The sequence below is a fragment of the Acinetobacter sp. WCHA45 genome, assembly GCF_002165255.2.
Classification (GTDB): Bacteria; Pseudomonadota; Gammaproteobacteria; order Pseudomonadales; family Moraxellaceae; genus Acinetobacter.
Window position 1 is genome coordinate 978109 of record NZ_CP028561.1, and the last position, 20595, is coordinate 998703.

The 20595-nt window shown below is 37.7% G+C and carries 20 protein-coding genes and 2 pseudogenes; 10 read left to right on the forward strand and 12 right to left on the reverse strand.

The features are described from left to right. Positions 1 to 11 precede the first annotated feature (11 nt). Positions 12 to 677, reverse strand: coding sequence for a ribonuclease T (gene rnt, locus CDG55_RS05980; protein WP_004912370.1), 666 nt, complete (start codon positions 675 to 677; stop codon positions 12 to 14). After that, on the reverse strand, positions 662 to 1696 hold the full coding sequence (gene pyrC, locus CDG55_RS05985; RefSeq protein ID WP_087536292.1) for a dihydroorotase: 1035 nt from the start codon (positions 1694 to 1696) through the stop codon (positions 662 to 664). The genes rnt and pyrC overlap by 16 nt, the downstream gene beginning before the upstream one ends. A gap of 163 nt (positions 1697 to 1859) precedes the next feature. Between pyrC and CDG55_RS05990 the strand changes: the two genes are divergently transcribed. Further along, positions 1860 to 3122, forward strand: a complete 1263-nt coding sequence (locus tag CDG55_RS05990) for a GGDEF domain-containing protein (RefSeq protein ID WP_087536268.1) — start codon at positions 1860 to 1862, stop codon at positions 3120 to 3122. Between the two features lie 55 nt (positions 3123 to 3177). On the opposite strand, the gene CDG55_RS05995 is transcribed toward CDG55_RS05990, so the two are convergent. Continuing rightward, the gene (locus CDG55_RS05995; protein WP_087536269.1) at positions 3178 to 4380 is read right to left on the reverse strand and encodes a L,D-transpeptidase family protein; all 1203 of its coding nucleotides are present in this window, start codon (positions 4378 to 4380) and stop codon (positions 3178 to 3180) included. Between the two features lie 201 nt (positions 4381 to 4581). Between CDG55_RS05995 and hemE the strand changes: the two genes are divergently transcribed. The 4 genes from hemE (at position 4582) to CDG55_RS06015 (ending at position 9113) form a co-directional block, all read left to right on the forward strand. After that, positions 4582 to 5655 (forward strand): uroporphyrinogen decarboxylase, encoded by a 1074-nt coding sequence (hemE, locus tag CDG55_RS06000; RefSeq protein ID WP_087536270.1) that lies wholly within the window; start codon positions 4582 to 4584, stop codon positions 5653 to 5655. 42 nt (positions 5656 to 5697) lie between these two features. Further along, complete coding sequence (locus CDG55_RS06005) at positions 5698 to 6492, forward strand: DUF817 domain-containing protein (RefSeq protein ID WP_087536271.1); 795 nt, start codon at positions 5698 to 5700, stop codon at positions 6490 to 6492. Positions 6493 to 6731: 239 nt separating this feature from the next. Beyond that, a complete protein-coding gene (locus CDG55_RS06010; protein ID WP_087536293.1) occupies positions 6732 to 7148 on the forward strand; it encodes a DUF3015 family protein in 417 nt (138 codons plus the stop codon). Positions 7149 to 7232: 84 nt separating this feature from the next. Further along, the gene (locus CDG55_RS06015) at positions 7233 to 9113 is read left to right on the forward strand and encodes a DUF4105 domain-containing protein (RefSeq protein WP_087536272.1); all 1881 of its coding nucleotides are present in this window, start codon (positions 7233 to 7235) and stop codon (positions 9111 to 9113) included. Positions 9114 to 9149: 36 nt separating this feature from the next. Here the strand turns inward: CDG55_RS06015 and CDG55_RS06020 are convergent, their stop codons facing one another. From CDG55_RS06020 to CDG55_RS06060, 8 genes and pseudogenes are all read right to left on the reverse strand, one after another. Beyond that, a complete protein-coding gene (locus CDG55_RS06020; RefSeq protein ID WP_087536273.1) occupies positions 9150 to 9512 on the reverse strand; it encodes a cupin domain-containing protein in 363 nt (120 codons plus the stop codon). 311 nt (positions 9513 to 9823) lie between these two features. Further along, positions 9824 to 10372: a GTP cyclohydrolase I FolE gene (gene folE, locus CDG55_RS06030; protein WP_017397502.1), complete on the reverse strand. Its 549-nt coding sequence runs from the start codon at positions 10370 to 10372 to the stop codon at positions 9824 to 9826. Between the two features lie 90 nt (positions 10373 to 10462). Next, the gene (locus CDG55_RS06035; protein WP_087536275.1) at positions 10463 to 11152 is read right to left on the reverse strand and encodes a Smr/MutS family protein; all 690 of its coding nucleotides are present in this window, start codon (positions 11150 to 11152) and stop codon (positions 10463 to 10465) included. A 194-nt stretch (positions 11153 to 11346) separates the two neighbouring features. Next, positions 11347 to 11766, reverse strand: coding sequence for a hypothetical protein (locus CDG55_RS06040; protein WP_087536276.1), 420 nt, complete (start codon positions 11764 to 11766; stop codon positions 11347 to 11349). A gap of 140 nt (positions 11767 to 11906) precedes the next feature. After that, positions 11907 to 12713, reverse strand: a complete 807-nt coding sequence (gene trpC / locus CDG55_RS06045; protein WP_087536277.1) for an indole-3-glycerol phosphate synthase TrpC — start codon at positions 12711 to 12713, stop codon at positions 11907 to 11909. Between the two features lie 9 nt (positions 12714 to 12722). Continuing rightward, positions 12723 to 13772 (reverse strand): anthranilate phosphoribosyltransferase, encoded by a 1050-nt coding sequence (gene trpD / locus CDG55_RS06050; RefSeq protein ID WP_005157688.1) that lies wholly within the window; start codon positions 13770 to 13772, stop codon positions 12723 to 12725. A 259-nt stretch (positions 13773 to 14031) separates the two neighbouring features. After that, a pseudogene (locus CDG55_RS06055) lies at positions 14032 to 14428 on the reverse strand (cation:dicarboxylate symporter family transporter); the annotation flags it as partial. A gap of 490 nt (positions 14429 to 14918) precedes the next feature. Continuing rightward, complete coding sequence (locus CDG55_RS06060; protein ID WP_087536278.1) at positions 14919 to 15503, reverse strand: anthranilate synthase component II; 585 nt, start codon at positions 15501 to 15503, stop codon at positions 14919 to 14921. Between the two features lie 623 nt (positions 15504 to 16126). On the opposite strand from CDG55_RS06060, the gene glnA reads away from it, so the two are divergent. The 5 genes and pseudogenes from glnA (at position 16127) to CDG55_RS06085 (ending at position 20129) form a co-directional block, all read left to right on the forward strand. Next, positions 16127 to 17542 (forward strand): type I glutamate--ammonia ligase, encoded by a 1416-nt coding sequence (glnA, locus tag CDG55_RS06065; protein WP_171062418.1) that lies wholly within the window; start codon positions 16127 to 16129, stop codon positions 17540 to 17542. A 125-nt stretch (positions 17543 to 17667) separates the two neighbouring features. Further along, entirely contained in the window at positions 17668 to 18159 is a 492-nt protein-coding gene (locus CDG55_RS06070; protein ID WP_087536279.1) for a chorismate--pyruvate lyase family protein, read from the forward strand. Between the two features lie 15 nt (positions 18160 to 18174). Beyond that, positions 18175 to 19056 (forward strand): 4-hydroxybenzoate octaprenyltransferase, encoded by an 882-nt coding sequence (ubiA, locus tag CDG55_RS06075; RefSeq protein ID WP_087536280.1) that lies wholly within the window; start codon positions 18175 to 18177, stop codon positions 19054 to 19056. A 184-nt stretch (positions 19057 to 19240) separates the two neighbouring features. After that, positions 19241 to 19816, forward strand: a pseudogene (locus CDG55_RS06080) (alpha/beta hydrolase); the annotation flags it as partial. A 106-nt stretch (positions 19817 to 19922) separates the two neighbouring features. Next, positions 19923 to 20129 carry a hypothetical protein gene (locus CDG55_RS06085; RefSeq protein WP_087536281.1) on the forward strand — a complete coding sequence of 69 codons (207 nt, stop codon included), beginning with the start codon at positions 19923 to 19925 and terminating at the stop codon, positions 20127 to 20129. 21 nt (positions 20130 to 20150) lie between these two features. On the opposite strand, the gene CDG55_RS06090 is transcribed toward CDG55_RS06085, so the two are convergent. Continuing rightward, complete coding sequence (locus CDG55_RS06090; protein WP_087536282.1) at positions 20151 to 20591, reverse strand: DUF2726 domain-containing protein; 441 nt, start codon at positions 20589 to 20591, stop codon at positions 20151 to 20153. Positions 20592 to 20595: the final 4 nt, after the last annotated feature.

Here is a 20595-nt window from a genome sequence, read left to right on the forward strand (position 1 = left end):
GTGGGTGTATATTAGGGCTCTGTCACTAAACTGTCAAGAAGATGAGGAGACAGTTTGTTCAAAATATAGCAAAACAGTTCTGCTGTCTTTTGCGTATCGTATAAAGCAGAATGAGCTTCTTTACCATCAAACTCAATTCCAGCTTGAATACATGCTCTTGCCAATACAGTTTGTCCAAACATCACAGCACTAAGCGTGACCGTGTCAAAAACTGAAAAACTATGAAAAGGATTTTGGTTTTTAGTTCCTGAACGTGCGATAGCAGCTTGTAAAAAACCTAAATCAAAGTGTGCATTGTGTCCAACCAGTACAGCATGTGTGCAATGCTGTGCTTTTCGGACTTCATTCAATGATTTAAAAATACGGCGTAAAGCACCGCGTTCATCTTCAGCCATTGCAACACGCATAGGATTGAAAGGATCAATTCCAATAAAGTCTAAAGAACGACGATCGAGATTAGCACCTTCAAATGGATTAATGTGTGCATGAAAAGCAGGACCAGGTATAAATTGTCCCTGTTGATCATAGACAATTGGGATACATGCTATTTCAAGCAAAGCATCCGTTTGTGAGTTAAAACCTGCTGTTTCAACATCGACTACAACAGGTAAGAATCCACGGAAACGTTGACCAATGACAGGAGCTTGGTTTTCTTCGTGTGTCACACTTTTCTCCATTGCAGTGTCTTACCTGCATGAAGTGGGATAATTTTTTGACCATCAAGATAATCAAATGATTCTGCAACGGTATTTTCTTCTTTCACCAACGTAATGGTTGATGTATTTCTTGGCAAGCCATAGAAATCAGCACCGAACATACTTGCAAAACCTTCCAAGCGCTCTAACTTGCCAACTTGATCAAATGCTTGTGCATAAAGCTCAATCGCATTTGGTGCACTATAGCAGCCTGCACAACCACAAGCATTTTCCTTGGCATTTTGAGCGTGTGGCGCACTATCAGTACCTAAGAAGAATTTTGGACTACCGCTTGTTGCCACTTCTAATAAAGTTGTTTGGTGTGTTTGACGTTTTAAAATCGGCAAGCAATAGAAATGAGGCTTCACACCACCAACCAACATATCATTTCGATTAAAAAGTAAATGTTGAGGTGTAATTGTTGCAGCTACATTACGATCTTGTTCAAGAACAAAGTTTGCTGCATCACTGGTCGTGATATGTTCAAGTACGACTTTGAGCTTAGGGAACTGTTTCAATAATGGAGAAAGAATTTCATCCAAGAAACGTTTCTCGCGGTCGAAAATATCTACATGGTTATGAGTTACTTCACCGTGAAGTAATAAAGGGACTTGATGTTCTTCAAGTTGTTCAATCACTGCATAGACTTTACGAATATCGCTAACGCCATTATCCGAATTTGTCGTTGCGCCAGCGGGGTATAGTTTGATCGCATTTACATATTCAGATTCTTTGATTTTAAGAACTTCTTGAGGGGAAGTGAAATCTGTAAAATAAAGAACCATACGCGGATCAAAATGTAGTCCTTCTGGAACATGAGCGAGAATACGATCTCGATATGCCAAAGCTTCTTCTACAGTTTTGACTGGTGGAACTAAGTTCGGCATACAGATCGCGCGTGCAAATTGTTTCGCAAGATCTGGAACAGTACGTTTTAAAGCTAATCCATCACGCAAGTGAGCGTGCCAATCATCTGGCTGTAAAAGTGTAATCGTATTCAAGGTATACTTCAGGCTTAAAAAATAATATAAATAATAATGCATATAGTGTGAAAATGGTAACTACAATTATGGATAAGTGGTTACGCAAAGCGCATGAAAATATGAGAAATTGTGTTATTTTTATGCTGGACAAGAATACAGCATTATAAGAAGAGTGAGAGGGATGGAAAATCAATATGATATTAAGCAGTTATGTAAAGAAAAAGAAGATCTAGAACAGTTAGTCATTGCACATTCTAGAACCAAGAAAACACAAAAAAATTTGCCTACCCAACTCGAAAATGAGTTTTGGCAATTTAATATTGATCGAACTAGAATCAATGCGATTCAGTTCTTTGGTCAAGGGGTAATTACATATGCGATTTTTGTACTTTTGATTTTACCGTCGAATTTGTTGGTCATTCGAACAAGCACCCATTTTATTTTAGATTTTGTATATAGCATTTTAAGCTTGGTTGTTGTTGCGGCAGCACTATTTTTATTTTGGGCATTTTCTCGTTTTAGACGGCTTAACCCATTATTTTATCCTGCAACCTGTGTGATTGTATTTTGTACAATTTTCATTCCCTCATTGTTAATGATGAGTATTTCTAATCTGGTGCTACAAAACCAGTCGATGGTGTTGATTGCATTCTTATATATGCTGGGTTTTATTTTGAGTGGGCTTAAACCCAAACATATGTTATGGATTGGTTCTTCAGCAGCAATTGTGATCTTATTGTCGTTATACTTTCTCAAAGTACCCTGTGATTTTTTAATGCTAGGGCGTACGTTTATAGGAAGTCTATTGTTGGGTTTTTCGATTAGTGTAATGCTCACCTCTAAGGACAGAAAATTATTTCTAAAAACTAAAATATCTGAAATTGATGAGAGAATTCTACGCTTACAAGCATCTGAACTTTTACATTTAAGCCAACATGACGAGTTAACAAAAGTTTCGAATAGACGTACATTTGAAGAAATGTTTAGTTATTACTATGAACTCGCATGTAAAGAAAGTAAGGCCATGTCCGTATTATTTATAGATATTGATTATTTTAAAAATTATAACGATTTTTATGGTCATCAGATGGGGGATCAAGTCATTTCCGCGATTGCGAAAATGATTAAAAGCTCAATTCGGCACATGGATTTCATTGCACGTTATGGGGGCGAGGAATTTGTGGTGCTTTTACCAGAAACATCTGCTCAAGGTGCATATGCTGTAGCAACCAATATTTATCGAGCGATTGATCGGCAGATGATTCAACATGAAAAATCACTAGTTTCTAATCATGTGACCATTAGTTTGGGTATTACGGTGTTTAATGGAAACCCTAAAATTAGTCAAGATTCGGTGATTCATACTGCGGATAAAGCGCTATATAGAGCGAAACAACTTGGACGTAATCAGATTTACTATCAACCACTTCCCAGTGTTGAGTAAAGAATAAAAAAACCGAATACCACAAGTATCCGGTTTTTGTATTGAACAATCTAAATTATTCGAGAAATTTAACGGTAACGCCAGAGCGTACTTTTCCACCGAGGTCATTCGCATCCCAGTTGGTAAGACGGATACAACCGTGTGATGCTGTCTTGGAAATTAATGATGGGTTTGGCGTACCATGAATACCAAAGGATTTTTTACTTAAACCAATCCAGATATTGCCCACAGGTGCATTTGGGCCTGGTGGTAAGGTCAGTGGTTTAAGGTTTTTTCCTTGAATAAAGTTTGATGGCGAATAGCTGTAGTATGGATTTTTCGCAACACCGACTACTTTATAGGTACCTGTTGGAGAAGGCGTGTCAGAACTACCAATTGTCGCAGGAAATGACGCAATCATCTGGTTACGGCTATTAAACAGATAAAGCTGTTTTGCGCCTTTATGCGCCACGATTAAATGGATGTCTTCAGGCAAGTCGTTACGGACATTGGCAACAACAATTTTTTCACCTGCTTTCTTAAAGGTTGCAGTTGGATTTAATTTTTTGAGGAAACCTTCATCCATATGAAACTTTTCGCCCAACATCTCTGTTACACTCGTGTAGTACAAACCTTTCATTTTTGCTTGTAATGCATAGTCAGAAGGGATTGAATTTGCGTAAGGACCTTTTAAATCTGCATCCGTAATCGTGTATTCAACATAAGTTGGTTTAGTTTGTTGAGCGACTAAAGCATCCCAAGTTTCTTTAGTCAATTGACCTGTTGGTGTAAGGCCATTCATTTGTTGAAATGAAGCAATTGCTTTTAGTGTATTTTTACCATTTGAGCCATCAATTGCGCCTGGTGAGGCGTGAGCATTATTCAACATCACATGCGCACGTGCATATACAGGAAATTGACCTTTACCAATATTTTCATACCAGTCAGCTGTATTCAAACTGTCTAAAGTCCATGAAACTTTGACAGCTGGTGCTGTTGTAGTCGTGGTATCGGGTGCATTTTCTAGTTTTTGAGACACTGCCGAAGCAGCTCCCGTATTGACTTGTGGCTCAGAAGCAGCTTGAACAGCAACACTTGATGCGGATTGAGCCATTACACTCGATGCAGCAGAACGCTCGATAGATAGTGGATCAATAGGATCTTGAACTGGAGCTGAAATTTTTTTTGGATTTAATGGTTGCTCAGTTGTTGGGGTAGCAAAAGCAACATTGGCAATAATACAACTTAAACTCATAGCGAGTAATGAGCGAACGAACATGTAATTCAACCTTAAGAATTATTCATATTGAGATATAAGATATTGCAAGTATTACAGAAAATAGAACAGCTTGCAGTAGCAGTTTTGTGTCCAAGTAAAAAAAAATAGTTGAAGTCTGATTTGTTGTATGGGTTTTCACTTATAAATTCGAGGTTAACTTTGCTATGATGCACTCAACATGAAAAAATTTAGAGATTGGTCATGACAACGTTGAAAAATGATCGTTTTTTACGAGCTTTATTACGTGAACCTGTAGACACCACGCCCGTTTGGATGATGCGTCAAGCAGGGCGTTATTTACCAGAATATCGTGAAACTCGTGCTCAGGCAGGCGATTTCTTATCTCTATGTAAAAATACTGAATTTGCCTGCGAGGTAACATTACAACCGTTACGCCGCTATGAGCTTGATGCTGCGATTTTATTTTCCGATATTTTGACTATACCTGATGCTTTAGGTTTAGGTTTGTATTTTGAAACAGGTGAAGGACCAAAGTTTCATAAGACAGTGCGCACTGAACAAGATGTGGCGAATTTACCTAAACTAAATTCTAAATCAGATCTCGCTTATGTCATGAATGCAGTTTCAACGATTCGATCTGCTTTAAATGGACAAGTGCCGCTGATTGGTTTTTCGGGTAGTCCTTGGACACTAGCGACTTATATGATTGAAGGTGGTTCAAGCAAAGAATTTCGTTTCACAAAAAATATGATGTACGCACAGCCAGAAGTATTGCATGCTTTACTTGATCATCTTGCTGATTCAGTGATTGATTATCTGAATGCTCAAATTGATGCAGGCGCTCAAGCGATTCAAATTTTTGATAGCTGGGGTGGTGCGCTAGCGCATAGGGAATATATTGAATTCTCACTGAACTATATGACCAAGATTATTGCAGGATTACAACGTGAAAAAGATGGTCGACGTATTCCGATTATTGTGTTCACCAAAGGTGGCGGTCAGTGGTTGGAGACGATGCTGACCACAGGTGCGGATGCGTTTGGCCTAGATTGGACTACACCGCTTTATACTGCACGTGATGTGGTTGCAGGGCGTGCTGCTTTACAAGGGAATTTAGATCCTGCTGTGCTTTATGGTTCAGCTGCTTCAATTGAAAAATCTGTGAAAGCGATGCTGGATGATGCGTATGCGAATGGTGAAAAAACAGGGTATATCGCAAACTTAGGTCATGGTATTACCCAATGGGTCGATCCAGCACAGCCTAAGATTTTTGTAGATACTGTTCATGAATACAGTACTAAATATTTAGGTTGATATTTTTAATCATTTCAAAGTAAACGCGCTAGGATCAGTTTTGTGCAGTTGATTGTATTACCGCTCAACTTTATCTTTAAGGCAGCCTCGGCTGCCTTATTTGGGTTGTTGCTTTTGATTGCATTTGCAGTCACCGCACCGATGGCAAGTCATGAATATTGGGGTTTTTTTCGTTACGATTATTTGTTGTTTTATGCACTGATTATTCAAGCCTGTCTGATTTATTTAAAGCTCGAGTCATGGGCAGAAGCGAAAGTGATTGCTTTATTCCATATCATGGCGATGGGAATGGAAATATTTTTGACCCATCCAGCGATTGCCTCATGGCAATATCCTCAACCAGCTATCTTTAAATTACTGACTGTGCCATTGTTTGCAGGATTTATGTATTCAGCAGTGGGTAGTTTTTTTGCTCGGTCTTTGCGACTCTATAATGTTTCATTCGAGAATTTGCCGAATTTTGGCAATATGCTGTGTTTAGCAGTGTTGTCTTACCTTAATTTTATGACCAAGTTTTTTATTCCTGACTATCGAATGGTTTTATTTGTTTGGAGTATTATTATTTTTTGGAAGACCAAACTTTATTTTCAATTACAACAGCATCAGTTTAAAGTTCCGATGTTACCTGTACTATTGGTGCTTGCCTTCTTGATCTGGATTGCAGAAAACATTAGTACATTTTATAAAATCTGGTTATATCCGAGTCAAGTTGATGCTTGGCATATGGTGGGTTGGGGCAAGTTAGGTTCTTGGTATCTATTATTACTTTTAAGTTTAGTCTTGGTTTTAAAAATATTAGGTGTGCGGGATAAAAATGGATCTTGGCGATTGCGCTAAAAGATTATAGTCGTGCAAATGGAGCTTTTATTGAGCTCCTTTTTGTTATGAATATTTCATATATATTTCAAAATTTATTTGCTAAAAAAGTTTAACCTCGTTATGTTAATCCTTGTGTAAGAATAATTACACAGCACAATAGTGATAACAAATAGTTAAAAATAATTGAGACTGGAGACATTTCTTATGTTAAAAAAATTGCATTAGCAGCTTTGCTGGCAGCTGGCTCAAGTGTTGCAATGGCTGATAATGATGTTGGTTGCGGTGCTGGTACACAAATTTGGGCAGGTCAAAAAGGTATTGCACCTAAAATCCTTGCAGCAACAACCAATGGAATTTTTACGAACCAATTATTAGGGATTACATTCGGTACTTTAGGATGCCGTCAAGGTGGAACTGTTACGGCTCAAGTCGTTACATTTACAAATGAAAATGCTGAATCTTTAGCGCGTGATATGGCAGTAGGTCAAGGTGAAAGCTTAAACGTACTTGCTGAACTTATGCAGATCAAAGCAACGGATAAAGCGCGTTTCTTTGCTGTTTCTAAAGCAAATTTTGCTGAAATTTACTCAAGCAAAAATAAAAATACGCTTCAAGTTTTAGATTCTTTACAAAGTGTAATGGCGAAAGATGCTGTACTCACAGCTTACGTTTAATACGTTTGAACATAAAACCCTGTCTTAATGGCAGGGTTTTCTTATAGATAATTTATTCTTAATAATCTTAAAATTTGCGACTGAATGAAATTAATAACTTGTACCATTGCTACTTTAATGTGCCATTTTGCACATGCTTCAGTTGAAACCGATATACAAAATTATTTGAAGATTGCTGAGCAGAAACAACTGCATCAAGACATCACATGGCAACGCCTAATGTATGCTGACCAATCGCAAAAAAGTGAGGTTGCTTATGATGGATATTTTTATGCAAAAGATGGAAAAAATAATTTAAAAAATGAATTAGAAGCTGATGTAAAAGCTCTATTTATTAATACTGCTGAGAATCAATCGATTCGTTGCAAATTTCCAGCTCGTAGTCGTTGGTTGATCCAACAACTTAATATTGATACCGAAAAGCTTCCAATAGTGAAGTGTCCTGAGTTTGATCAATGGATTAATCAAATTAAACCACATAAAGCTACGTTGATTTACGCAACTGACTTTATGGGTAATCCAAGTTCGATATTTGGGCATACGCTACTTCGTTTAGACCCTAAAGATCAGAAGCAACTAAACTTAGTTTCATACGCAGTAAACTATGCAGCGACAGTCAGTGGTGAGGATAATTGGTCATATGCATGGAAAGGTTTAACAGGGCAGTATCCAGGTGAATATTCTTTAATGCCTTACTATCGTAAAGTAAAAGAGTATGGTGACTTTGAAAGCCGTGATTTGTGGGAGTATGAGCTCAATTTAACCCCTGAAGAGACTCGTTTCTTAGTCGAACATATTTGGGAAATGCAGCACGTGAGTTTTCCCTATTATTTCGTCAGTGATAATTGTGCTTATCGTTTATTAGGCCTAATTGATTTAGTACGTCCCGATTTAAACCTAAAACAGCAGTTTAGTTACGCTGCAATTCCAATCGAAACCTTAAAGGCTGTTGATCAGCAAGCTTTAGTTAAAGAAGTGGTCTATCGTCCTGCATTGGAAACTCAACTACTTTCGCAAGCCAAACAACATGGTACAGATTTGGCTAAAGTTGCCCATCAAATTGCTTTTATTGAAACTGATCAAGTTCAATCCACGCTAAAAACATATAGTCAGCAAGATCAGGCCAAGATTTTAGAAATGGCTTACGATGACTTATATCTACAATATATCAGCCGTCAAGTTGATGCCAATATTGCTCAGCCAAAATTAAGGCAGCTTCTTGCTGAAAGAAGTCAAATTCAAGTTGAAAAGCAACGTCAACAACCAGAGCGTCCAAAAATGCAGCCTGTAGAAGGGCATCATGCACGTAATTTTTCAGTGAATGTGGGTGAGGTGCAAGGAAAAAAGTTTGTGGAGCTGGGTCATCGTCAGGCCTATCACGATTTGATTGATCTACAAGGAGGTTATCGCACAGGCACACAATTACTGTTTTTAGATGGTAGTCTGCAATATCGTGATGACAAGCTCAAGCTCGAACATTTAGATCTATTATCGGTGAATTCTTATAACCCGATTCAGCCATTTAAAGCACCAGTCACTTGGGGATTTAATCTAGGTTGGAAACAGGAAGCAATTGAAAATGGGCAGTTTAGTGAAGATGCGCAACATGGCGTGATGAATCTAAATATGCAAGTTGGTTATAGCGTGGCAGATTATGATCGTCGACATCTGTGTTATGCCCAACTACAAAGCTATATTCAAGGTGGAAAAAAATTAGATAAAGGTTGGCGCGTTGGAGCTGGGCCGACTGTAGGGTGTATGAACGTATGGTCTGATAATATTAATAGTGTGGTGCAAATTGAACTGCCGTATTGGCAAAATCAGAACCAGTGGAATTTAAGAGTCGGTACACAGCTACAATATAGTCTGAATACAAGTCATACTCTGCGTCTGAATTGGGATTTTGAACAACAAGATCATAAAGACTGGAATAAAGTAGGTTTAGGCTATGTTCTGTTTTTTTAGATAAGATATCACTAGGATCAGGCCAATTTCCAGTATCTAGACTTCAACGATGACGTAGTATTTTTTAACCGCTTCAATGACTTCAAATGTACCGACAAATGAGGGTGGGATAATCCCTGCATTTCCAGCAGTCACTTCAATAAAGGAATTGGTTTTTTCATCGTGGATACGAACAATACCTTCAATGATTTGAAAAAATTCTTGTTTATTGTCAGCGAATTGAATATTCCAAGCACCAATTTCACATTGCCAAATACCGCAGTCCATATGCGGATGTTCGTATAAACTATAAGTTAAACGTTCAGGATTACCTCGCACCAAACGATCAGGACGAGGAAAATCAATGCTGGCTTCATTTTGAAGAGGTTGTGTCTGACCTGCGAGATAAATGGATGACATAACAAGTAATGCATATGTTTAAATGGATAGCGTATTATAATGGAAAATTTATAAATTAAATTGTTATGAAAGATGAAATTATGAGGTGTGATGAGTGTAAAAGTGAGTATTTTAAGCATTCATCAAAAATGGAGGCATTATGTCCTGAGTGTGCATATCTGCTCTATGGCTATAAAAATTGTAAACATCATTTTCAAAATCAGCGTTGTTTACACTGTTATTGGGATGGTAGTCAGAGTGAGTATATTCGATCAATGAATTGAATTAGCGATAACCATACTTATATAAAGCCTGATTATCACTAACAATTATCAATAACTCTCAGGAACAGCACTTAAGAACTCACGACGTGCATCTTTGTCAGTTTTAAAATCACCAACAAAAGAAACAGTACGTGTCGTTGATTCTTGCTTGCCTACACCACGCATCATCATACACATATGCGCTGAATCAATTACTACAGCAACACCACGTGCCTGAGTGACTTCTGCAACTGCTTCTGCAATTTGTTGAGTCAAGTTTTCTTGAATCTGCAAACGACGTGCAAACATTTCAGTAATACGCGCAAATTTAGAAAGACCTAAAACTTGACCTTCAGGTAAATAAGCAATATGGACACGACCATAAAAAGGGAGAAGGTGATGTTCACAAAGCGAATAAAACTCGATATTTTTGACCAATACCATTTCATGGTTATCGGATGGGAAAACCGCACTATTTGTAACTTCTTCAAGGGTTTTGCTATAACCAGAAGTTAAAAAAGAAAAAGCTTTAGCCGCACGCATAGGCGTATCTTTTAAGCCTGGGCGATTTAGATCTTCGCCAACGGCAGTTAAAATATTTGCGTACGATTGCTGCATAGACATAACAATGTTCACTTAGGTGGGTTGAACAAAACGGGAATTGTATCAGAAAACGACTCAAAAACTTAATTTTGAACCAAATGCCGATTATTGTTTGTGCTTTGGGTGCTTTTCTGCACGTTTTAAGAGCACTAAAACAGCACCAGTACCCCCTTGATTTTCAGGTGCGCTGACAAATGCAAGTACATCACGATGTTGTCTAAGCCAGCCATTGACATAGGTTTTTAAAATGCCCTCAGGTCCTTTACCGTGAACAATTTTGATGACATTTTGATTTTCATCTTTTGCCATTTGAATGATTTGTAGAACGGCTGCTCGGGCTTGTTCAACCGTACAACCATGTAAATCGACTGCTTCAAACCAACGAGTTTTACCTGCTTTTAAGTCTTCAAATACTTTGTGCTGCAAAGTTGCAATTCGATAGCTTAAAGTCGCTTGGCTTGCCACTGGATTTAAGATCGCTTGAGTATCCGAAATTTCTGTAAGCTCTTGCTCTGCACCACCTTCTGCCGCAGCACGTTTTGCCAAGGTTTGGGCATCAACTTTTTTGCGACGTGTGACTTTGGTGTCGGCAATATTTTGATTGTCGATTGGTTTTACCCCAAGCAGGGCTTTTTTAAAAAGCTCAGTATCTTCCAACTCTTCTGCAATGGCTGGAGTTTTTTGTGACTCTGCTTGTTTTGCAATAGCACTTGCTTGAGGATTAGAGATTTGCTTTTTAAAGGCTTTCAGTAAGTTAAACTGATCTTTAGAAAGCGATGAATCATGTTTACTCATAAGTTTAGAAAAATAGGCAAGATACGAGAGATGTAAAATTATAGTCTGAAACCGTGATGATTTGAACTAAATTGCATTCATGGAGCGATATGAGCTTTAAAGTGATGATAAATGCTTCAAAGTATAGAAGGGATAAATTGATTTAGTTTCTTTATCCATTATCTACGGAAGCTACGTTTGTAATTTTTCATTCATTAAGAGGGAGTTAGAATCCTTATAATTCGTGATTGGTTTAAGCCTTTATTTTTAAAACGGTCGTACAGTTCAAAGCAAATATGTTGGTTAATTTGAACACGGGGTAAAGTATCATCGAAGTCAAAATAACGAATATAACCAGATTGATCCATCACAATTGCAAGGCGCTCGAAGTGACCTTTCCGTTTCTGAAAAGTTTTATATTGTTCTACTACACCGCATTCTTCAGATTTAATAAATGTATCTACAGGGGAAAAGTACATTCCGCTGCTAATAAAGATGACTCCAGGAATTAAACTAAAGAAATAAAATACTCTTGGATCTTTGAACTTCTGAATTTTTTGATAGCAATAGAGATGACTATAAATTGGAAAGCCAACTAAAAAGATCAGCCCTAGAATTAATAAAAAATTACTCATGTTTTTTCATCAGTCTTTAATCGTTGATTAATCTATTGGTATTTTCTAACTCTAATTTTTATTCTTTATTAAGAACTTATATTTGGTTCTAGCATCATTTAAAAGGTTCAAGGCAAAATTTCACCTTGAACCCCATAAATTTAAACCTGTTCAGGCTTTCCAAACAACTCAGTAAACGCTTGATCTGGACGAGGCTGTTTCATAAAGCTTTCACCGACAAGGAAAGTATGAATATCATTGGCTTGCATCATTTCTACATCAGCAGGAGTTGCAATACCACTTTCAGTAACCAATACACGCGAAGCAGGTAACAATTTCTTTAAACGTAATGAAGTATTTAAATCCACCTCAAAGGTTTTAAGATTGCGGTTATTCACACCTAGAATACAGTGCTCAGAAAGCTTTAACGCACGTTCCAATTCATATTCATCATGCACTTCAACCAATACATCAAGTTGATGCTCAAATGCAGTTTTTGACATTTCTTCAAGTTGTTGATCTGATAAACATGCCACGATTAATAAAATACAATCTGCATGTAAGGCACGTGCTTCAACCACGTTATAAGGATCAACCAAGAAGTCCTTACGCAAAGCTGGTAGGGCACAGTGATTACGTGCAATCGCAATATTTTCATCCGCACCTTGAAAGAAATCCACATCTGTCAATACAGACAAGCAAGCAGCACCTGCTTGTTCATATTGCTGTGCAATTTCAGCGGGATTGAAATCTGCACGAATAACACCTTTAGAAGGTGACGCTTTTTTAATTTCAGCAATCACGGCTGGACGTTTATGTTGCAAAGCCTTAGCAAAACCACGCACTGGTGTTGCTTCTTTTGCCCACTGTTCAACATCGTGTAGGCTACGTTGTTTTAAACGTGTTGCAAGCTCCTCATGTTTGCGGTCAACAATTTTACCTAAAATGGTATTTTGAATATCGATCATGAGAAGTCCTTAGTCTGCCTGATATTGTTTCAATGTCTTGGTAAATTCAGCCAAGATACTCATTTTTTCTAAGGCTTGTCCGCCATAAAGAATATCTTGAGCGAACTCAACTGCTTGCTTGTAAGTCTTGGTGATACCAGCAACATAAATACCTGCACCTGCATTGAGTGCAATCATGTTTGCTGCTTTTTCACCAATATCTGATTTATCTCGGCTTAAAGCATCTTTGATTAGCTTTAAGCTTTCTTCTGAACTATTCACCACTAAACCAGTGAGGGTTTGAGATGGAATACCTACATCATCTGGTGTCAAAGTCCATTCAGTAATTTCGCCATCTTTCAGTTCAGCAACTGTGGTTGGTGCTGCAAGACTGATCTCATCTAAACCATCTTTAGAGTGTACAACCAGTACATGCACTGCACCCAACTGCTTTAATACTTCAGCGATAGGGCGGCATAACTCATCTGAAAATACCCCAATCACAAAACGATTGACCCCAGCAGGATTGGTTAATGGACCAAGTAAATTAAAAATACTACGAATACCTAACTCACGACGAGGTGCAACTGCATAACGCATGGCTTTATGATGATTTGGTGCAAATAGGAAACCTACACCCATTTCACGGATGCAGCGTTCGGTTTGTTGCATATCTAAATCAAGCTGAATACCCATTTGTTCGAGTACATCGGATGAACCTGACTTACTCGACACGCCACGGTTACCATGTTTGGCAATCGTTGCACCAGCAGCAGCGATAACGAAACTTGAAGCTGTAGAGACGTTAAATAAATTCTGACCATCTCCACCTGTGCCGACAATATCGACCAAGTGAGGAATATCACTCACATCAATTTTAATTGCAAACTCACGCATAATGCGTGCTGCTGCAGTGATTTCATCAATACTTTCACCTTTCATGCGCAAGCCCATCATCAGTGCACCGATTTGTGCATCAGTTGCTTCGCCCTGCATAATGCTACGCATGACATCTTCCATTTGTGGCTGGGTAAGATGAATGTTTTTGGTAATGTGATTAAGAGCCTGTTGGATATTCATAGTCATGAGTTACAGCATTAATGATTAAAATTCTTAAGTGAAGTTGGTTAGTAAAGGAGAAGGGCTTGGTTTTGTGAGAAATGGCTCACTTGCTAATCGGCTATGTTAGCAGAAAATAGTCTCAGTTTTATGTTTGTGCTTAGATTTTAATTTAAATAGCTAGGTAGAGTGGTTCTTAATCTTTTCTAATCATGATCTGTATAAAATCAAAAGCCAATCATCGAATCGAATGACTGGCTTTGATTGAAACAATATATGATCAATCGTTATTGGTGCTGTTTCTAAGCCCAAGTATTTGACTCGTTGCCACTCCGGCAGTCATGGAGCCATTTACATTTAAAGCCGTACGACCCATATCAATTAACGGTTCAATCGAAATCAGCAAAGCCACTAAAGTAACTGGTAATCCCATTGCTGGTAATACAATTAAAGCAGCAAAAGTTGCACCGCCACCAACACCTGCGACACCAATTGAACTCAGTGTAACGATTGTTACCAGTTGCGCTATCCATAAGGGCTCAAGAGGATTAATTCCTACTGTAGGCGCTACCATAACCGCAAGCATAGCTGGGTATAAACCAGCACAACCATTTTGACCTATTGTTGCTCCAAATGATGCTGAAAAAACTGGCGATGCCTTCTGGAACACCCAATTGTTTATGTCGCACTTCAAGTTTTACTCTGCCATCATACCGATCAGTACTTTTTTAGAAAGACTCCAATCTTGTCGGTAGCTAAAAAATAATCCTGCAATCAACAAGAAAAAACAATAATATTCAATAAAATTAAGATATTCACAATAGGTTATCCTGATTGATATTTCAGGGGGATATCTCTAGAAAATAATGATTCAGATTCTATTATTCGGCGCCCATGAAGCTTAATCCTTCCTATGACTATACTTAATCTAAAAAAATAAAAAGGAATTTCAAGACTAGAAAAAATAATGATGATTTTTTCTTCTGAAATACATGAAAAATATTTTAATTTTTTAAAAAGAATGATTTGCTTTGAATTAGATCTTTAAGTCCTGATTTTTGTGCTGAAAAAATAATCAGTGTGTATGAATTATATAGTGATTTTATATGTTCAAAATAAAAACAGCTTATTAATACAAATAAGCTGTTTTTAAATAAAACTTAGTAATTAAGCGTAAATATCTAAGAAGTTTTTAAAAATTTGATGACCATGTTCGCTCAAAATAGATTCGGGATGGAACTGAACGCCTTCAACAGGAAGTGTTTTATGTTTCACACCCATAATTTCTTCAATTGTGCCATCTGTTTGGTTCGTCCAGCACGTCACCTCTAGACATTCTGGCAACGTTTCTTGCTCAATTACTAATGAGTGGTAACGTGTAGCAGCAAACGGGGAAGGTAAATGACTAAAAATTCCTTTGTCACTGTGATGCATATCAGATAAACGACCATGCATAACCGTTTTAGCACGGATAATCTTGCCACCAAATGCCTGCCCAATCGCTTGATGCCCAAGACAGACACCCAATAAAGGAATTTTACCCGCAAAATGGTTAATTGCAGGAATAGAAATTCCTGCTTCACTTGGTGAGCAAGGACCTGGGCCTATAACCAAGTATTTTGGCTGCCATCGTTCAATGTCCTCTAATGTCACTTGATCATTACGAACAACTTTTACTTCCTGATTCAACTCGCCAAAGTACTGAACGATGTTGTAGGTAAAAGAATCGTAGTTGTCGATCATCAGAATCATGACTTTAACCTTTTGAAAAATAATTGCTTTATTGAGCTGTTAATGTGATTACTCTATTCTAAAGTTATATTTCTTTAGGATTTATTGAAGCTTAAAGGAATATGTTGAAAATAGAGAAGAATAATCATAACAAAAACAAATGATCAATGTTGAATATTTCAATTACCCGATGTTTAGCTAGATTTAATTACTTAATGAAAGAAATCGTGTTTAAAAATCAGAATAAACTTAATAAATTTAAAGGTTTGAGTAAAAATATACAAAGTGAACCAAAAGTCTAAATGAATTGATTGGAATGAAGTTCAAAAGAATGATATAAAAAGCGAATTTATGCTAACTCATGATAGTGTAAATTGCACTACATTAGTTCTCTGTTATATGTTTTGCACCACTTTGGTTCGTTATGTCTATTTTGGGGACGAGCTGAGATCGGAATGTTTAAATATGGTGCATTTGTGAAAGCAAACATTATAGTGGACATAGGACATGGAGCTTAAAGCATTTTTTCTGCAAAGAATTTCAATGTTTTAGGTATGCTTTACAATTGTTGGTATGATAATTGCTAATTATATATCAACAACTAACACGCACTTAACAAGTGCATAAAAATTTCATTGGAGCAAATGAGCATGGCGAACAAGGTCCTTCAACTCATCAAAGAAAGTGGCGCAAAATGGGTCGATTTTCGCTTTACTGATACTAAGGGTAAAGAGCAACACGTAACTTACCCAGCTGACACAATTGATGAAGATACATTTGAAGACGGTAAAATGTTTGATGGTTCTTCAATCGCTGGTTGGAAAGGCATTGAAGCTTCTGACATGATCTTACGTCCAGATGCTGAAACAGGTTTTCTTGACCCGTTCTTTGCTGAGCCAACAGTTGTTGTAACTTGTGACGTAATCGAGCCTTCAACTGGTCAAGGTTACGAGCGTGACCCACGTTCGATTGCTCGTCGTGCTGAAGAATATTTAAAATCTACTGGTATCGGTGATACTGCATTCTTTGGTCCAGAACCAGAATTTTTCGTTTTTGACGAAGTAAAATGGGACATCGACATGTCTGGCGCGCGCCACACATTAATCGCTGAAGAAGCTGCTTGGTCTACAGGTAAAGACTACGAAGCAGGTAACTCAGGTCACCGTCCACGTGTTAAAGGTGGTTATTTCCCAGTTCCTCCAGTTGACTCTCATCAAGACATGCGTGCTGAAATGTGTGCACGTATCGAAGACATCATGGGTCCTGGTCGTGTAGAAGTACATCACCACGAAGTTGCTTCTTGCCAATTAGAAATTGGTGTGAGCTTCAACACTATGGTTCGTAAAGCGGACGAAGTTCAGCAGTTCAAATATGCAGTTTGGAACGTTGCTCATCAATATGGCAAAACAGCGACATTCATGCCTAAGCCAATGGTAGGTGATAACGGTTCTGGTATGCACGTTCATATGTCTATCTCTAAAGATGGCAAGAACTTGTTTGCTGGTGATGAATATGCTGGTTTATCTGAAATGGCATTGTTCTTCATTGGTGGTATCATCAAGCACGCTCGTGCCTTGAATGCAATCACGAACCCAGGTACAAACTCTTATAAGCGTTTAGTTCCACACTACGAAGCTCCGATTATGCTTGCTTACTCAGCACGTAACCGTTCTGCTTCTATCCGTATTCCTTACGTTTCTAGCCCTAAAGGCAAGCGTATCGAAGCACGTTTCCCAGATCCATTAATGAACCCATACTTAGGTTTTGCTGCATTGTTAATGGCTGGTCTTGATGGTATCCAAAACAAGATCCATCCAGGTGAAGCTGCTGACAAGAACTTATATGACCTTCCTCCTGAAGAAGAAGCAAAAATCCCAACAGTTGCTCATAACTTAGAAATGGCAATTGCTGCACTTGAAGCGGATCACGAGTTCTTATTGAAAGGTGGTGTATTCACTAAAGAAATGCTTGATGCATATATCGAACTTAAAACTGAAGATGTACGTCGTCTTAATACGACTACTCACCCAGTTGAATTTGATATGTACTACAGCCTGTAATACATCTAGTTTAAAAAAGCTCGCTTCGGCGAGCTTTTTTTTATGTTTTTGATTCAATTGAAAGTCATACGCTTTTTCCAAAGAAATTCATGTAAACTAGTTGCGATGTTTTTAGTGAGCCAAGCATGCGAAATTTACGACCAAACAGAATTAAGGGGCGAGAGATCCCAGCTGAATTAAAAAAATGGTTGTATGCATCTGGTTCTCTCACTCAGCAATTGACTGATTTGGGTGAGGGGGCATTTCATGTCGAGCGTCTCAATGAACAGTTTCAACGACTCACTTTTAACGATAGCCAATGGATGCAAATGCCAGCACATCATATTGCATGGGTACGTGAAACGAATCTATATGGTAATCAGGCGCAGGCTTGGGTTAAAGCAAAAAGTATTTTTCCAATTTTAAGCCTACACAAGAAAGCTCGATTATTTCGGCATATCCGTAATAAGCCAATCGGTTGGTTTTTATTTCAACGAACTCATCCAGCTTGTGAAAGAAGGGTTATTTATCTAGAAGAAGGTTGGACTAGACAAAGTTGTTATACTTGGCATGGTTGTAAATTTATCGTGCAAGAGACTTTTCTCCCAGCATTTGAGCAGCTTATTCAACAGCATTGACTCTAAGGATTCATCATGGAAACAGTGCAACATACGACTTGGCGACAACGTTTAGAAGCCTATTATTATTTATGCCGCTTTGATAAGCCAATCGGTACAGAATTGGTTTTTTGGCCGACGATGTGGGCTTTGTGGATTGCTGCAAAAGGGACACCAGATCTTAAAATATTATTGCTTATGATTTTGGGTGTTATTTTTATGCGTGCAGCAGGCTGTGCGATCAATGATTTTGCTGACCGTAAAGTTGATGCGCATGTTGAACGTACAAAAACACGCCCTTTAGCTACAGGTGTAATTCGTGCTCGCGAGGCTGTTTTTGTATTTTTAGCTTTAGTTACTGCAAGTGCTATTTTGCTATTTTTCTTGCCGATCGAAACCTTTTATTGGTCATTTGGTGCATTATTTTTAGCGTTTATTTATCCTTTTATGAAACGCTTTACCAATTTGCCACAAGTGTTTTTAGGGGCTGCTTTTTCATGGTCAATCCCGATGGCATACACTGCGGTGGGACAAACGCCAGATTTAACCTGTTGGCTTTTATATTTCGGTAATTTGGCTTGGACAGTCGCTTATGATACACAATATGCAATTACTGATCGTGAATATGATTTGAAAATTGGGGTGAAATCTACCGCAATTTTATTTGGTAATTACGATATACAGATAATTGGTTTATTACAGTTTATTAGCTTGTTATTAATTGGCTCGGCTTTGTATCTGGAACATATTTTTATACCATTTGGAATGGTTGCATTACTTGTTGTTGCAGGAGATTTTGTTTATCAGGCATATAAAACTAAAGATCGAGAACCACAGATTTGTTTCTGGGCATTCCGTCACAATCGTTGGGTAGGAATGATAATTTTTCTGGGAATCTTTTTGGAATTAATGTCTTAAAATGATTCATTGGTTGAAAAACGTCCTATGTAGGGTATTTTTTGTGCATTAATAAAGCAGCATGTAGTTTCGTGTGCAAGAAACAAAGACAAAAGGATATTTTATAAAACGGTCAAAAGTTGCTTTAGCAATGACATTCTCTGTTTCAGCCTTATTTTTAACTGCATGTAATGATAATAATGATGATTGTAAACAAATCTTTACGTCTGGTGCGGCTGATATCGCAGATTTAGCATATGGTCGTACTGCGATGTTGGTACCTGCTTGAGTTATCCAGCTCCAGATAGCGCTAATGGCTTACAGGGGAAATTTAAAGCGGGAATTTTAGCTTTCTTAGCAGACCCTACATATCAAATCATACAGTTTGGTATTGATCTAACTAAATTTAAAGAAGATGTTGTGGTGCAAAATTTCTTAGCGGCGACTCAGCCTGCAACCAATGCGACTAAAGAAAAAGTAATTAAGATATCTGTCTTACTTATTCAGGGAGAAAAAGATCAAGCACTATTGCCAGCAGTTACGCAACTGTTAGTTAAGAATATGAAAGAGAATGCTTTAAAATTCTTTCCATAAGCAGCTTATGATGAAAATTATTTATTAGATATCGTACCAAATGCAACGCATACGCAGGCGATCATTTGTAGAAATGCAAAAGCAAGTGGAATTTATTCAAAAATATATGTTAGCAGGTACGAGTATTGTGCTGACTGATGCTCAAAAAGATACGAGTCAAAACGCTCAGTGTGCAGGTAAGTTTTAAGCTTTTATTTAGATCATAACTTTCAAAAAAGAGTCTCTTCATAGAGGCTCTTTTTTGTTATATTGTTACATTAAGATGAGTTGTGTTATTGGGATCTGGATCATTTATGAGTCAACAATCTACTGAAAAGAAGTCAGTACCTTGGTTATTAATGGGTTTGGGCTTGCTCATCCCGATCTTTATTATAGGAATGGCTTTCCTAGCTGCAAAAAGTGATGCGGAAACCAAGAAAAAATATGATCAACAACATGCAGAAATTGCAAAGAAATTTGAAAAACAGAAAAATGCTGAATCAGCAGTTCAGTCTGAATAATCCTTAATTAGAAAATTTGATTTATCGAATGTCCATCTGTAATTGTTTTACAGATGGAATTTGTGTGTAGCGATGCAGTTTGTACCCTGCCTCTAAAAGCATTTGATCGCGTTTTTTGTCTTCTAATTCTTTTCCAATATGACTTGGATCATCAAGTTCGATGATTGCCAATACATTCATTTCTTGGTCTAAAATCACGAAATCGGCCACTTTGCGATTGAATTGATTACGAATTTTATAATGATCGCTGGTAATTAAAGCACTGAAAGCGACTTGTGTCAGGATGTGATTGTTAGGGAATGCCTGTTGTAGCTTCGTGAACATCTTTGATTCAAATGTGGTAATAACAGGTCGAGCAAAAAACTTCTGCTGGGGTAGAAAAGAACGTAGGCAACTAATTAAAAGTAATACTGTGCTAATCAAGCCAATAAGCAAGAAGATAATCTGATTAGATGCAAACATATTT